Annotated in this window: 12 protein-coding genes; 7 read left to right on the forward strand and 5 right to left on the reverse strand. The window is 63.7% G+C overall.

Features of this window, described 5'->3' with window-relative positions:
* Nucleotides 1-66 precede the first annotated feature (66 nt).
* Together A2J01_RS21300 and A2J01_RS21305 are read left to right on the forward strand one after the other, a co-directional pair.
* Nucleotides 67-2,244 (forward strand): AAA family ATPase, encoded by a 2,178-nt coding sequence (locus A2J01_RS21300; protein ID WP_064113517.1) that lies wholly within the window; start codon nt 67-69, stop codon nt 2,242-2,244.
* A 9-nt stretch (nt 2,245-2,253) separates the two neighbouring features.
* A complete protein-coding gene (locus A2J01_RS21305; RefSeq protein WP_064113518.1) occupies nt 2,254-3,876 on the forward strand; it encodes an amidohydrolase in 1,623 nt (540 codons plus the stop codon).
* 90 nt (nt 3,877-3,966) lie between these two features.
* On the opposite strand, the gene A2J01_RS21310 is transcribed toward A2J01_RS21305, so the two are convergent.
* A complete protein-coding gene (locus tag A2J01_RS21310; protein WP_047268844.1) occupies nt 3,967-4,119 on the reverse strand; it encodes a hypothetical protein in 153 nt (50 codons plus the stop codon).
* Nucleotides 4,120-4,317: 198 nt separating this feature from the next.
* Here A2J01_RS21310 and A2J01_RS21315 point away from each other — a divergent pair, with 198 nt between their 5' ends.
* Nucleotides 4,318-5,556: an HNH endonuclease signature motif containing protein gene (locus A2J01_RS21315; protein WP_064113519.1), complete on the forward strand. Its 1,239-nt coding sequence runs from the start codon at nt 4,318-4,320 to the stop codon at nt 5,554-5,556.
* A gap of 88 nt (nt 5,557-5,644) precedes the next feature.
* Here A2J01_RS21315 and A2J01_RS21320 read toward each other — a convergent pair whose 3' ends face one another.
* Genes A2J01_RS21320 through A2J01_RS21330 form a run of 3 tightly spaced genes read right to left on the reverse strand, consistent with a single transcriptional unit; the run spans nt 5,645 to nt 8,734 of the window.
* On the reverse strand, nt 5,645-6,664 hold the full coding sequence (locus A2J01_RS21320; RefSeq protein WP_064113520.1) for a DUF2804 domain-containing protein: 1,020 nt from the start codon (nt 6,662-6,664) through the stop codon (nt 5,645-5,647).
* A gap of 2 nt (nt 6,665-6,666) precedes the next feature.
* A complete protein-coding gene (locus A2J01_RS21325; protein ID WP_064113521.1) occupies nt 6,667-7,419 on the reverse strand; it encodes an isocitrate lyase/PEP mutase family protein in 753 nt (250 codons plus the stop codon).
* 46 nt (nt 7,420-7,465) lie between these two features.
* Entirely contained in the window at nt 7,466-8,734 is a 1,269-nt protein-coding gene (locus A2J01_RS21330; RefSeq protein WP_003945041.1) for a cytochrome P450, read from the reverse strand.
* Between the two features lie 128 nt (nt 8,735-8,862).
* Between A2J01_RS21330 and A2J01_RS21335 the strand changes: the two genes are divergently transcribed.
* From A2J01_RS21335 to A2J01_RS21345, 3 genes are all read left to right on the forward strand, one after another.
* Complete coding sequence (locus A2J01_RS21335) at nt 8,863-9,498, forward strand: TetR/AcrR family transcriptional regulator (RefSeq protein ID WP_003945046.1); 636 nt, start codon at nt 8,863-8,865, stop codon at nt 9,496-9,498.
* A 9-nt stretch (nt 9,499-9,507) separates the two neighbouring features.
* The gene (locus A2J01_RS21340; RefSeq protein ID WP_064113522.1) at nt 9,508-10,935 is read left to right on the forward strand and encodes a hypothetical protein; all 1,428 of its coding nucleotides are present in this window, start codon (nt 9,508-9,510) and stop codon (nt 10,933-10,935) included.
* A gap of 67 nt (nt 10,936-11,002) precedes the next feature.
* Nucleotides 11,003-12,382 carry a hypothetical protein gene (locus A2J01_RS21345; protein ID WP_231915862.1) on the forward strand — a complete coding sequence of 460 codons (1,380 nt, stop codon included), beginning with the start codon at nt 11,003-11,005 and terminating at the stop codon, nt 12,380-12,382.
* Here the strand turns inward: A2J01_RS21345 and A2J01_RS21350 are convergent.
* Nucleotides 12,339-12,764 carry an NUDIX hydrolase gene (locus A2J01_RS21350; RefSeq protein ID WP_007730102.1) on the reverse strand — a complete coding sequence of 142 codons (426 nt, stop codon included), beginning with the start codon at nt 12,762-12,764 and terminating at the stop codon, nt 12,339-12,341. The two genes, A2J01_RS21345 and A2J01_RS21350, sit on opposite strands and share 44 nt — an antisense overlap.
* 190 nt (nt 12,765-12,954) lie before the next feature.
* Between A2J01_RS21350 and A2J01_RS21355 the strand changes: the two genes are divergently transcribed.
* On the forward strand, nt 12,955-15,185 hold a 2,231-nt coding region (locus tag A2J01_RS21355; protein ID WP_064113524.1), incomplete at its 3' end, for a Na+/H+ antiporter subunit A.

The raw sequence follows: 15,185 nt of genomic DNA on the forward strand, positions 1-15,185 counted from the left end.
GGTCGCCGCTCGGCCGCTCGTCTCGGATTGCGGCGACCCCGCTAGTCCACGACGTACTCTCGAGAGGTGACTTCGCCGGAACTCGCCCTCACCGTTCGACTCAACACCTCTGCCGCCGACCTACGCCGCGGGGTAGTGCGCTTGCACCCCGAAGCGTTGGCGGCGTTGGGCATCCGCGAATGGGATGCCATCGCACTCATGGGAGCCCGCGGCACCGCGACCGTCGCGGGCCGTGCGCCCACCGGAACCCCGGCAGGCACGATCCTTCTCGACGACGTCACCATGTCGAACGTCGGCCTGACCGAGAACTCATCCGTCGTGGTCGGTCCGGTGGCGGTGTACGGAGCGCGATCCGTCTCCGTCACCGGCTCGTCCATGGCGACAAATTCGATCAGCTCGACGGTTCTGCGACAAGCCCTTCTGGGCAAGGTCGTCAGCGTCGGCGACACGGTCTCGCTCCTCCCCCGCGATCTCGGTCCGGGTACGAGCACTTCCGAAGCCACCCAAGCGCTTTCCCGTACCTTCGGCGTCGCGTGGACATCCGAACTGCTCACCGTCACGGCCGTCGAACCTGCCGGTGGTCCGGTCAGCGTCCAGCCGAATTCGGCAGTCAACTGGGGTTCCGGCTCGGCGGGCACACTGACACCGAGTGCGCTTGTTTCCAGTCCGGCCGCCGTCGCGATCGAGCCTGCACCGTCGGTTCCGCTGGATCACCTCGTCGGCGCGCAAGCGCAGGCAGCCAAGCTGACCGAGTGGCTCGGCCTGGCACTCGACGAACCAGAACTGCTCCGTACGCTCGGCGCCTCACCGCACCTCGGCGTCCTCATCACGGGCCCCGCCGGCGTAGGCAAAGCCACGTTGGCCCGCTCGGTCCTGTCCTCGCGCAAACTGGTCGAACTCGACGGCCCGGGAGTCGGTGCCACCGAGGCGAATACCCGCCTGCAGCGAATCGTCGACGCCGTTGCTGCCGTGCGCGGCGGTGGCGTACTGCTGATCAGTGACATCGACGCTCTGCTTCCGGCCACCGCGGAACCGGTGTCCGCACTGATCCTCGAACAACTGCGCAGCGCCGTCGCAACCCCGGGCGTGGCATTCGTCGCGACCTCCGCCCATCCGGAGACCGTCGACGCGCGCCTTCGCGGCCAGGATCTCTGCGATCGAGAACTCGCACTTACCCTGCCGGACGGCGCAACTCGCAAGGCATTGCTCGAACTCCTGCTCCGCCGAGTGCCCACCGGAACCCTCGAACTCGACGCCATCGCCTCGCGCGCACCCGGATTCGTGGACGCCGACCTCGCGGCGCTCTGCCGTGAAGCTGCCTTGCGAGCGGCGACGCGGGCGTCCAAATCCGGTGATTCTCCGGAGATCACGCAGGAAGATCTTGTCGGTGCCCTCGAAGTGATTCGGCCACTGTCCCGTTCGAGTACCGAAGAACTGTCGATCGGCAGCGTCACCCTCGACGACGTCGGCGACATGGTCGAAACCAAACAGGCGCTCACCGAGGCGGTGCTGTGGCCGCTACAGCACCCCGACTCCTTCGCACGCCTCGGTGTCGACCCACCCCGCGGCGTGCTCCTCTACGGCCCTCCCGGCTGCGGTAAGACGTATCTCGTTCGCGCCCTTGCCAGCTCGGGGCACCTCAGCGTTCATGCCGTGAAAGGCGCAGAGCTGATGGACAAGTGGGTCGGCGCCTCCGAAAAGGCCGTAAGAGAGTTGTTCCAGCGCGCACGCGATTCGGCGCCCTCGTTGATCTTCCTCGACGAAATCGACGCCCTTGCCCCGCGTCGTGGTCAAAGTTCCGACTCCGGGGTGTCGGATCGCGTCGTAGCCGCGTTGCTGACCGAACTCGACGGCGTCGAACCGCTACGCGACGTCGTGGTGTTGGGCGCCACCAACCGACCGGATCTGATCGACCCGGCTCTTCTGCGCCCCGGCAGACTCGAACGTCTCGTATTCGTACCGCCGCCGGATGCGGAGGCCCGCAAAGCGATTCTGCGTGCTTCCGGCAAGTCGGTACCGCTCGCCGAAGATGTCGATTTGGACATTCTGGCCGTCGATCTCGAGGGATACTCGGCAGCAGACTGCTCGGCTCTCCTGCGTGAGGCTGCACTCGCCGCCATGCGTCGGAGCATGGACGCGGCCGACGTGACGGCCGCGGACGTGGCAACCGCCCGTGAGAAGGTACGTCCCTCACTCGATCCCGAGCAGGTGGCACACCTACAGGCGTACGCGGACAACCGATAAGGACTGACCATGGCTGCTGATCTGGTTCTGTACGGCGACATCGTGACCATGCACGAGGAAGCACCACGCGCCCAGGCGCTCGCCGTGACGGGCGGCCGGATCACAGCCGTCGGCGCGCGCACGGACGTCGAGGAACTGGTGGGGCCGGATACCCGCGTCGTCGACGTCGGAGGTGCCACTGTTCTGCCGGGGTTCATCGAGCCACACGGTCACCCTTTGGAAGAAGCCATCGTGCTCGGGCCTGACGTCGTCGACATCCGGCCTGTCACGATCGCCGAGGCGGACGCCGTAGTTGCTGCCGTCGTCGACACTGTTCGTTCGCGAGGTGCTGCCGGCGCTTCTCTGAACGGTTGGGACCCGTTGCTGCAGAAGGGCCTACCCGACCCGACCATCGACTGGCTGGACTCCGTAGCGCCGGAGTACCCCCTCGTGATCATGCACAACTCGGGACACGTCGCGTATTTCAACACGGCGGCAGCAGTGCAGGCCGGCATCACCCGCGATACCCCCGATCCGATCGGCGGATCGTACGGCCACGACGCGACGGGCGCACTCGACGGAGCCGCGTACGAAATGCCTGCGGTGTTCGCAGTCGCGGGCCACGCAGTCACTATCGGTGACGACTTCCCCGCACTGGTGGCGGCCGAATGCGCCCGAATGAACGCCGCCGGAATCACCACCATCGCCGAATTGTCGTTCGACCCCAAGATGCGGCCCGCCCTGGCCGCAATAGCCGACGCCGGACTGCTCACCACCCGCCTGCGGCTCTACGAAATGTCCAACGACGCACGCACTACCGAGGCGTCGCCGGGCGACGGAAACGACCTGGTGCGCCAGATCGGCATCAAGGTCTGGTCCGACGGTTCGCCGTGGGTCGGCAACATCGCCACCAGTTTCCCGTATCTCGATACCGAAGCCACCCGTGCGCTCGGGATCGCCTGCACGCACGGGCATGCCAACTACACCGGCGAACAGATCCACGACATCAGTTCCGCTTACTTCGCCAAGGGGTGGCAGATGGCGTGCCACGCCCACGGCGACGACGCGATCACCATGGTTCTCGACGCGTGGGAGCAGCTTCTGAAGGAGCACCCCCGGCCCGATCACCGGTTGCGCCTCGAACATGTCGGCGCGATGCGTCCGGATCAGTTCGCCCGCGCAGCGGAACTGGGCGTCACGGTCAGCATCTTCATCGACCACTTGCACTACTGGGGTGACGTTCTGGTGGATGACCTGTTCGGCCCCGAATACGGATCCGTCTGGGCCGCAGCAGGATCTGCACTCGCGGCCGGGCAACGGTTCACCTTCCACAACGACGGTCCCGTCACCCCCGCCAATCCGCTACGGAATATGCAGGACGCCGTCACCAGACTTTCGCCCAGCGGCCGCGTCGTGGCACCCCAGGAACGGATCCCCGTGGATGCCGCAGTGCGCGCCCACACGGTCAACGCCGCGTGGCAGCTGTTCAGCGAAGATCACATCGGGTCCATCTTTCCCGGTGCCTACGCGGATTTGGTTGTGCTGTCGGCAAATCCCCTCGACGTCGAGCCGGCCGAGCTGGCCGACATCACGGTGCTCGCCACCGTCCTGGAGGGCCGGACGGTGTACGGGGACCTGAGCGCGATCGGCTGATCGGTCGCCGAACGCCGTGGACAAAGGCCGATAACCTTCTCTGCTCGAGTTCCAAGGATTGTTGCGAAACCGGAGACGGCGCAGGTGGTCTCAGGGTTCAGTGCGGATGTCGTCAACGACCTGAGCGATCGCATGTTTCGCCCAGGCCGTGATCTGCTCGTTCGTGTCGCGGTAGTACGGCAAGGCAACCAATGCAATCGACAGAGCCCATGCGCGGCCACGCGTCCAAGTGCCCTCGTCCACGTCAACATGAAGCCGGAATGTATGCCGAGCGCTCGGCGTCAGCAGAGTCCATGCAATGAGGCAGTCGAGATTGCCTGCCGCAAATCGAATGAAGATCCGAAAAGTCCCAAAAATCGGAATTGTCGAAAATTATTGCATAGGAACAGTTTTCGAGATACAAGTCTTGTGTTCGAAACTTTGTTCGATTAGACTTTGAGCATGGACAGTCGGGATGCGTGGCAGTTGGATGGTGAGGGCCTCAAGGGTGAGGTTCTGGATCTGGTGCGTGTCCGGCACGAGTTGCAGTCGCGGATGGTGTTGTTGATCGTGGAGATGTTTTCCCGTGAGGTTCTTGGCGGGAAGGGTTTTCGGGTGATCGCGCAGTGGTTGCATGGTTCGACGAATCTGGAGATCGGTGAGTGCAGTCTGCTGGTCGGGTTGGCGCGGTTGTTGATGCTCGAACCTGTTGTGGCGGATGCGTTTCATCGTGGTGACGTGGATGCGTTGAAAGCCCGTCAGGTGGCGTCGTTTTGTCAGCATCCGCCGAAGAACATGACCCTGGCGGATGTGGACAAGGCTCGCGGGATTTTGTTGTCGTTGGCGTCGCAGAACATTGCGGATTGTGATGCGGTGCGGGCGGCGATTCGGCGGATCGAGAAGCAGTACGGAAACCGTGAGGACGGCGTCCCGGTCGGCGAGGATTCGGAGCGTAACGAGTTCTACGCGTCGAAAGGCTTGTACGGGCGGGTGACCGTGAAGGGCGACCTGGATGCGATCAACGGGGCCCGGTTGATCACGTTGCTGTCGAGCCTGTCTGCGCCGACGCCGGAGAAGGACGGGGTCAAGGACACCCGCACGCCGGCGCTACGACGGGCGGACGGGTTCTGCGAACTACTGCGGCGGTACGAGCGGGCGGGGTTGGGTCCGATCGAAGGCGGAGTGAAACCGCACATCACGGTGACTGCGTCGGCGAAAGACATGACCGACCTCAAAGCGTTGAAAGACCTCCTGCCGTCGACTCAGGAACTGGGTTTCGCGTGGGCGGATTGGGTAGGTCCGATCAGTATCGATACCGCACGGATGTTGGCCTGCGACTGCACCGTGACGCGGATTTTGTTGGATGAGAACGGGGTTCCGCTCGACTGCGGCAAAGAAGCAAGGACCGCGACGGTACCCCAGCGGCGGGCGTTGGCGGTTCGGGATGGCGGGTGTGCGTTTCCCGGGTGCGGGACGCCGTCGGGGTGGTGCGATGCCCATCATATTGTTCACTGGAACGATGGCGGCCCAACGGATCTCGATAATCTGGTCTTGTTGTGTGGTCATCATCATCGGACGCTGCATCACACGGAGTGGCGGGTGGAGATCGGCCCGGATCGGAAAACGGTGTTCTATCCACCGATGTCGATCGATCCGTATCAGCGGCCGATCGGCGGGAACAGTCCGCCCACCGCGGCGTGAATCGCGACAACTGAAGACGTGAGCACCGGGGCACGATCATGCCCCGGTGCTCATGCTGCGTTCCGCCATCTTCGCGGAGACGTACGGCCTACCAGCGGTTCCGAACCTCCTCGGCAAATCCGAGGAGATCTCGAACCACCACGGAGGTACCGTCGTCGAGGATTACTGTGCCGGAGAACTTTCCGAACACCTGATGCTGAATCGAACGCAGCACCCCGACGTCGAAAGTCGCGGCACGGTCGATGATCGGCTCGAAAGTCATCTCGAAGCGACCATCGTTGCTCGAGAAGTTCCACGGAGCGCCGTCGTACGTTCCCTGCGGGATGCCGAAGTCGATCCTGTCCAGTTTGTGTGCCCGCCCTCCGACAAACACGATGTTCTCGCTGGCCGCCGTAGTATCGCCGAAGCCGTACCCGATGTTGAATCCGAACCGCTCGCCGTTCACCAGTCCGGATGCAGAACCCCAGTACCAGGTGTTGTCGTAAGTCCAGACTCCCCTGCCCCAATCGAGAACGCCGAACGAGTCCTCCGAGCGAAATGTGAAGTCGTCGCTCCCGATTCGCACGGTCCCGGCAGCGGGCAGGCAGTTGATCTTCTGGTTGTAGTAAAACGAACGGGACGCCTTCGGAAACGGTGTGGCGATCACCATCCGGTCATCGGCAGGACTCGCCAGGAACAAATCGGCATGAAGACCTCGCCCACCGTCGAAAGCCGGGTAGTCGACAATCAGGTGGCGCCCACCGTCCACATGGCGAAACCCGAAGCGAGCTTTACCTTTCGACACCACCACATCACCGTCGTCCGCGCTTTCGGGCAGACCGAGCCTTCCCATCGGGAACGGCAGCATCACGTTTTCGGTGATCTCGTGTGGTGTTCGGAAATCGAGCCAGGAGACTCCGAGCAAGCCCATGTACCCGTTGTCGGCGACGGTCAGCGCGATGCCGTAATCCGCAGTGAGAACGCAGTAGTAGTCCCACTCCTTGATCCGGAACTTGGGAGCGGTGATCGCAGAGCGTCGATACTTGCGAATCTCCGATGGGGCCCAACCCGTCTCGACCAAATGTCCGCCATCGTCGAGAAGCGGGCCGGGCGACATCAGTGTCTGCATTCTTACTTCCAGCGTCCCAAGATCTCGTTCGCACGGTTGGCCAATGCCATCTGGAAGAACGGACCGAAGCTCACACGTGCCACTCCGAGCGGCCCGAAACTTGCCGGATCGTCCTGGTCCGGGATTCCGATCGCATTGATCGGAAGTGGAAGTTCGGACGTCAGGCGGCGCTGGGTCGCGTCGTCATGCCGCCCGACGGGGTAGAGAACGTCGGCGCCGGCGTCGGCCGCCAGCTTGAGGCGTGCGATGGCGCGATCGACGCGATCGGCCTCGTCACCGACCTGCTTCACGAACAGGTCGGTGCGCGCGTTGACGACAACGTGAACTCCGGCTGCGTCGGCGGCCTGACGAAGCCCACCCACGAAGTCGGCGTGCTCCTGCGCCTCGCGCAAGCGTCCGCCTTCACTGTGAACGGTGTCCTCGATGTTGAGTCCGACAGCGCCGGCATCGATCAACCCGTCGATGAGAACTGCCGGCTCGAGCCCGTAACCACCCTCGATGTCCACCGAGAGCGGGGCGTCGACCGCACCGGTGATCTGCTTGATCCGGTGCAGAAGTTCGTCGAAGGTGATGCCCTCGTTGTCCGGCTTGCCGATGGAATCGGAAACCGGATGACTGCCTACCGTCAGGGCTGCAAAACCGGCAGCCACCGCAAGATTCGCCGACCACGCGTCCCATACCGTCGGGAGAATGACCGGATTACCTGGCTGGTGCAACGCCAATAGAGCAGTTGCCTTGTCGTTGATCGAAGTCATGCGGTGGCTCCTCGAGATCGTGGGGTGTACCTCTCACCTACCGACTCTAGTGAGCGACCGGGCAGCCTGTGCTCTTGTAATCGACCTGGAACTCCTTGATGCCGTTGATCCAACCCGAGCGCAGACGGCGCGGATCACCGATCTTGGTGATGTCCGGGACGTTGTCGGCGATCGCGTTGAACATCAAGTCGATCTCCATACGAGCGAGGTTGGCACCGATGCAGAAGTGCGCGCCCGTTCCGCCGAAGCCCAAGTGCGGATTGGGGTTACGAGTGATGTCGAACGTCATCGGGTTCTCGAAGACGTCCTCGTCGAAGTTCGCGGAGCTGTACAGCATCACCACGCGCTGCCCCTTCTTGATCGACACTCCTGCCAATTCCGTGTCCTCGAGCGCGGTGCGCTGGAAGGCGGTGACGGGTGTCGCCCAACGGACGATCTCGTCGGCCGTCGTCTTGGGACGTTCCTTCTTGTACAGCTCCCACTGCTCGGGGTTGTCCAGGAACGCGATCATTCCGTGCGTGATGGCGTTGCGAGTGGTCTCGTTCCCTGCGACCGCCAGGATGAGCACGAAGAACCCGAACTCCTCCGGGCTCAAGGAGTCGCCGTCGATGTCGGCCTGGACCAGAGTGGTGACGATGTCGTCTGCCGGGCAGGTACGACGTGCGTCTGCCATTTGGTACGCGTATCCGAGGACCTCGGTGGACGCGACTGCCGGATCACCCTGGTATTCCGGGTCGTCGTAGCCCATCATCTCGTTGGACCACTTGAACAGCTTGTCTCGATCGTCCTGCGGTACACCGATCAGATCCGCGATCGCCTGGAGCGGCAGCTCGCTGGCAACCTGCTTCACGAAGTCGCCCGGGCCTTCGCTCACAGCGGTGTCGACGATGCTCCGTGCACGACGATCCAATTCGTCGCGCATGCCGTTGATCGCGCGAGGCGTGAACAGCTTCGAAATCAGCTTGCGGAGCTTGGTGTGCTCCGGTGCATCCTTGTTGAGCAGAAGATGCCGGAGCATCTCGACGGCCTCACGTGGCATGTCGTCGGCGAAACGCGCGATCGCGGTGTTCTCCCAGCTCGAGAACACATCGCTGCGCTGGCTGACCTCTTTGACGTCAGCGTGACGCGAGACCACCCAGTAGCCCTCGTCCTGGAATCCACCGACCGTCGGCGGCTGCTCACACCACCACACGGGTGCGTTGCGACGCAGTTCGGCGAATTCCTCGAAAGGGATCCGCTCCCCGAGGACAGCAGGATCGGTGACGTCGAATCCGGCCGGCAGGTCAGGCGTGCGTGTTGTGTCCGAGATGGTCATGGCGTCCTCTGATCGGTCGAATGTGCGCTACACCACAGAGTAGCTTTCACTAACGGACTGTCAAGTGAAAGACGGAGAGTCTCGTGCAATTGACCCGTGAGAGCCCCCGCGGCACTAGGATCCTGGTAATGACAGATACCTCCGGCAGACTGACGCTGCGAGAGAAGCAGAAGCAGCGAACCCGCGCAGACCTCGTGGATGCCGCCGGCGCGCTCTTCACCGAACGCGGATACGCGGCTGTCACCGTCGAGGACATCGCCGGCCGGGTCGGTTGCAGCCGAGCCACCTTCTACCTGCACTTTCCCGGAAAGATCGACATCCTCAAGGCGCTCGGCTCGAACACCGTCGTATCCAGCACCCTCGCCATATTCCAGGATCTCGACCACGTACTCGATTCCGGTTCGCGCGAAGAATTCGCCGGCTGGATCAACCGCGCTCTCGACTGGTGCCGCGATCACCACCACATGATGCGGGCGTGGGACGAGGCCATGGTCCTCGAACCCGAGTTCCGCACACTGGCCCGCGAAGGCATCTCCGCACTGCCCAACGCGATGCCGTCGTACCTCGCCCGTTGGCCGCAGAATCGACACGACGAGGCGAAACTCCGGGTCGAACTCCTGCTGACACAGGTCGAGCGCTTCTTCATTCGCTGGGCGGAACAGGGCGCGATCACCGCGGGTGCGGACGTCGCAGCAGACGTTCTCACCGACATCTGGTTTCCGGCACTCACGCCGCCCACGACCGATGTTGCGGCGCCGCGATAGGTTGGCCCGATGCCACTCGATCTTCGAGCGATCCTCACCACCGTCGCTGCGCTCCTGTCCGGGATACTCGCGGCGCTGGCCCTGACCAATCCGGTTCTCCGTGACTGGGCCATCGTGGCCTCTCCGTCGGAAGTAGATCGCTGGATCAGCAGTGGACCCACCGCTGTCGGGCTCGGCGCCGTGGTTGCCGTGCTTGCCTGCGCACTCTCACAGCGTCGCGGCTCCCGTCGGGCAGCCTGGATCGCGATCACCGTCGGGGTCGCCGTCATCGCGATCATTCGGGCAGTCGTGCCCGAGGTTGCCTCACTGGACCTGCTGATCGCCGTGATCATCGTCAAAAGTGTTGCAGCCGGTGCGATTCTGGGTTGTGTGGTTGCCGTCAGTTGGGATCGCACCGCCACGAAGAACGCCACCCTCCTCGGCGTGCTTGCCGCCTTCCTCGCGGTTCGCACGTTCGCCGGCGGGACGGGCCGGATGAGTACGTCTTCGGTAGGTGAGCCGTCGTGGTGGCTGATCGGCGCCACGGCCGCAGCAGCAATCGCCTGTGCAGTGACCGCGCAATCCGGCTTCCGGATCCGCAAGCCCGACGCGGGCGAAATCCGCATCGCGCTCGTGGTGATCGCCGCGCTGGCGATCGGGCATCGAGTGCTCGGCGCCGTGATCGATCGCCAGCAGTACGCGTCCGAGGCAACTGCCTGGATCGTCATGGTCTTGGCAGCGGGCGCTGCGCTCGCGTTGACATGGATCGCCGCCTACCGTCTCGGCGACACCTCCGGTGCTGGTGGCAAGTTCCTCTGGGCCGCAACCGCGCTGGCCGCTGCGTCGGCTCCGCTGTTCGTCGACATCGCGAAGGGTTCCGGCCACTGGGGAGACCTGAAGTCCCCCTGGGTACTGGTGCTTTTCGCAGCCCTGCCGGTCGCCGTCGGATTGCGACTGCACAAGCAGGTGCCAAACCTCGTTCCCATCGCCGTTCTCGTTGCGGTACCGCTGTCAGAACTACTGCCCTTCGACTCCGCGCACGGTGTCTGGTCAATCGCACTGAAGATCGCCGCACTGGGCCTCGCCGCCGGATTGCTGTTCGGTGCCCTTGCTCCCGGCAGCCTGGTCGACGCCACACTCGGACTCGCCATTCCCTTTGCCGCGATGACCTTCTCGTCGATCGCGATTCTCACCGATCAGCTCACCGCGCCGCCAGAGTTGACAGCGGCAGACATTCAGCGATTGATGGAACTTCCCGTCCCGGCGCACGTCAGCGCCGACGGAGGACTATTCGGACGCGGCATAGGAATCACCATCGACTACGTCACCCCTCAGACCGTCGGCACTGCAATCCTCTTCGCCTTGATCATCGGCTTCTGCGGTGCAGCGATCCTTCGACGATCCCACCCGCCCGTCGACACCACGGATTCTCGGATCGAACCGGAGCCAGTCGACTGACACACCGTCACCGGACTGAGACCTGCTATTGCGGTGCAACTGGTACCGGATTGACTATTTTGGAGCAGTGCCCATCGCCCGCAGGACGCTGCTCGTCGCGCTGAGTGGTGTGACGGCATTCGTCGTCACCGTCGTCGCCTTGGCACCGTTCGTGAACAGCCAGTCGACGTCGATTTCGACGGGCGACAGGTTCTGGTCGATCTCGACGATCGGCGCCGGCGTTCTGGCTGTCGTCGCGGTCGGGACAGCCGCGATGATGGCCCGCTGCCGCTTGCGGACCGCGGCCATGACGGTCTTCGGTGGACTCCTACTCGAACTGCCCGGGCTCTACGATCACAACTTCGAGGCACTCTCACCCGTGGGTGCGGGAGTCGCTGTCGGCGCGGTCACGGTTGCTGCCGCTCCCCGGGTCCGAGCCGCTTCCGTCGCGGGAACGATTGTTGCCGTGCATGTCTCGGATTCACTCCTCGACGAAGACGCTATTCCTCGGCGGTACGCGGACTACATCGCCGACAACACCAACCAGTTTCAACCACCAGTGTTGGGGGCAACACTGCTCGCGCTCGCTTTGGCCGCCGCCTGCGTCGCCGCGTTCTGGTTCCACGACTTCGACAAGGACCACCCCAAGGAACGGATGGCCGTTCGACCGGTGACTATCGCGGCGGTGCTCACTCTCTTCGGGGTCGCGGCGAATTGGTGGTTCGAGATCACCACCGTCACGGCGGCGGTGCCTCTACTACTCGTCGCGCTGGTGATCACGGTGATCTGCGCGCGGGTGCTGGGCGACGGCAGTCGAATCCTGCTGATGTGTACCGCTGCCGTCGCAACTGTGGCGGCGGTCTCGGCGAACCGTCCCGCAACCGAAGCCATGGAATGGTCGAAAACCCCCGCCTCCACCGCCGTCGTGATCGGACTCGTCATCGTCGCCGCGGCAGCGATCGGCGCGATCGCTCCCTCGCGAGTCGTCGGCTACGGATTGCTCCTGACGGTCACGGTCGCCGGGATCGTCAGCTACGCCACGTCGCCGTCGCCGAAGATCGGTGACGTTCTCACGATCAGCGATCTTCTTGTCGCCTTCACCGCTGCGGTCGTCACATACGCGATCGCCAGCGCGATGTACCGAGAGCCACCGCGGACCGGAGCGTCGCGAGCACTCGTCGGACTCGGTGTCATCTTCGGCCCGACGGCGCTGGCCCTGCTCGTCTATCCGCAGTTCGACTACGGATGGACGGCGTACACGCCGCTCGACGAGAACAAGCCCTTCAACGGCATCACGACGGTCGGCCCGTTCGAAATCTCGACCGACATTCTGATACTCGACGCCGTGGCGCTGATCATCGTGGCCGTCTGCGCCTACGTGAGTCTCCGATTGGGGCGGATCAATCGATCCGTTCCTCCGCCGATCAGTCGATCAGATCCATCGACGCCAGGCGATGGAACACTTTGAGCGATCCGGGCGCCACCTCGTCCATCGCTGCGTACTCGGCGAGCGTGAAGTAGCGGAACTCGGCGATCTCGCTGGTCGGGTGCGGGTCTCCGGCCATCTCCGCCAGATAACAACTCATGTGCAGGCCCGTGTCCGCGGAATGTCCGAAAGCGTGAGCCTCGAAGACGTCGAGGAACGTGACCGTCCCGTCGACCAGATCGACGTCGAGTTCCTCCCGAATTTCGCGGTGCAGTGCCTGCTCGGGTGTCTCCCCCGGGTCGATCTTTCCGCCGGCCATGTAGAACGCCGTCTTGCCCACGGAGCGGGTCTGGATCAGCTTGCGGTCACGAATGTGTGCAAGGGCAGCGGTACGGATGATCGTGGTGGGTGTCGACGAATTCACGTCGTCCAACCTACGTGTATCAGCGAGTGCCGATGATGTCCGAATCGACTCGCTGCACATCGAAACTGCCACGCCCGGTAATATGTACGCAAAGACAACCTCTCCGACAAGGTGAATTGTCTCGTTAATCCGATAGGTTCGATTTTGTTCGGACACCCCGCCGCCCGCTGACAACACGACGGAGTGCCTTTTGCTCGCTATCTTGCTTGCCCATGCCGTTGCCGCCCTCTTGGCTCCGCTTGTGGTGCGCAGGTTAGGGCGAAACGGCTTCTTCCCCCTCGCGATAGTCCCCCTCGCCGGCCTCGGCTGGGTCATCGACAAATGGGGCACCGTCGAGACGCTGCACATCACCTGGGTTCCAGGGCTGTCGATGGACATCGACTTCAGGTTCGACGCGCTTTCGGCCATCATGGCCGTGCTCGTCCTGGGTGTCGGCACGCTCATCCTGGTCTACTGCGCCCGCTATTTCACCGACGACGAACCTCGACTCGGTATCTTCGCCGCCGAGATGGTCGCCTTCGCGGGTGCCATGTTCGGGCTAGTGACCAGCGACAACATGCTGCTTCTCTACGTGTTCTGGGAACTGACAACGGTCCTGTCGTTCCTGCTCGTGGGTCACTACGCCGAACGCGCCACCAGCCGCCGCGCCGCGACCCAGGCACTGCTGGTCACCACCGCGGGTGGTCTGGCGATGTTGGTCGGCATGATCATCCTCGGCCAGGTCGGCGGCAGCTACAACCTGTCCGAACTGGTCGCGAACCCGCCGACGGGGTGGCTCCCGTCCGTCGCGATCGTCCTGATCCTGATCGGTGCGCTCTCCAAATCGGCAATCGTGCCCCTGCACTTCTGGCTTCCCGGTGCAATGGCCGCGCCAACCCCTGTCAGCGGTTATCTTCACGCTGCTGCAATGGTCAAGGCCGGTATCTACCTCGTCGCGCGCCTGGCTCCCGGGTACGCCGATTCGCCGCCGTGGCGCATCACCATCATCAGTTTGGGTCTGCTGTCGATGATCCTCGCCGGTTGGCGAGCCATGCGCGCGTACGACCTCAAACTCGTCCTCGCCTTCGGAACCGTCAGCCAACTCGGCTTCATGATGGTCCTGGTCGGCATCGGCACGCGTGACGCCGCCCTGGCCGGCATGACGATGGTCGTGGCGCACGCGATGTTCAAGGCCGCACTCTTCATGGTCGTTGGCATCATCGATCACACGACCGGTACCCGTGACCTGCGCAAACTTGCTCACCTGGGTAAAGCGGCACCCGCTCTCGCGATCATCGCGAGCCTCGCTGCCGCCAGCATGGCCGGTCTGCCACCGCTACTCGGATTCGTCGGCAAGGAAGCCGCACTCGAATCGGTGCTCGAAACGAACGCGCTCGGCCACTGGTCGTCCATCGCCGTCGTCACGGTGATCGTGTTGGGCTCGATCCTCACCGTCGGCTACAGCGTCCGCTTCATCTGGGGCGCCTTCGGACGTAAGACCCTGAGCAAGCCCAGCCCAGCCGTGAGCAAGATGCACAAGCCGGGTTGGCTGTTCCTGTTCGCGCCCGGCCTGCTCGCTGTTCTCGGTCTGGCCGCCGGCATTCTCTCGCCCCAGCTCGAGAAGCTGCTGACCCCGTACTCCACCACACTGGCCCCCGGACCTCACGCCGACTACCACCTCGCGCTGTGGCACGGATTCAACACTCCGCTGCTGCTCACCTGCATCGTCATCGCCGGCGGCATCGCGCTCTACATCGCGCAGCGTCAGATCAGCCGACTGCACTTCGAGCACCCGCCGCTCGGCAACGCCGACCGTATCTACGACGCGACCCTGCGCGGCATGGACACCATCTCGATGCGCCTGACCGGTGCCACTCAGCGTGGTTCGCTCCCCCGCACACAGTCGACGATTCTCGCGACGCTGGTCGTTGTGCCGCTGTTCCTGCTGATCATCGACACCGATGGCGGCGGAGTCGACCTTCGGATGTGGGATTCACCCATCCAGTTCACTATCGCGCTGATGATGATCTCGGCCGCCATCGCCGCGACGCTGATGCGCAACCGACTCGCCAGCGTCATCCTCGTCGGACTCACCGGCTACGGCTGCGGCGTGTTGTTCGCGCTGCACGGCGCACCCGACCTCGCGCTGACCCAGTTCCTCGTCGAGACACTGACACTGGTGATCTTCGTGCTCGTGCTCCGGAAGTTCCCCGCCGAAGTCGACGAGAGCAAGGCGATCGGCTTCAAGTGGCCGCGTGCCGCACTCGCTGTCGCCGTCGGTATCACCGTCACCACCATCGCGGCCTTCGCGACCAATGCCCGAAACACTCGTCCGATCTACGAGCTGCTTCCCGACGCTGCCTACGACCTGGGCAACGGCAAGAACGTCGTCAACGTCCTACTCGTCGACATCCGCGCATGGGACACCCTCGGTGAGATCTC

This window comes from Rhodococcus sp. EPR-134 (assembly GCF_001647205.1).
Lineage (GTDB): Bacteria > Actinomycetota > Actinomycetes > Mycobacteriales > Mycobacteriaceae > Rhodococcus_F > Rhodococcus_F qingshengii.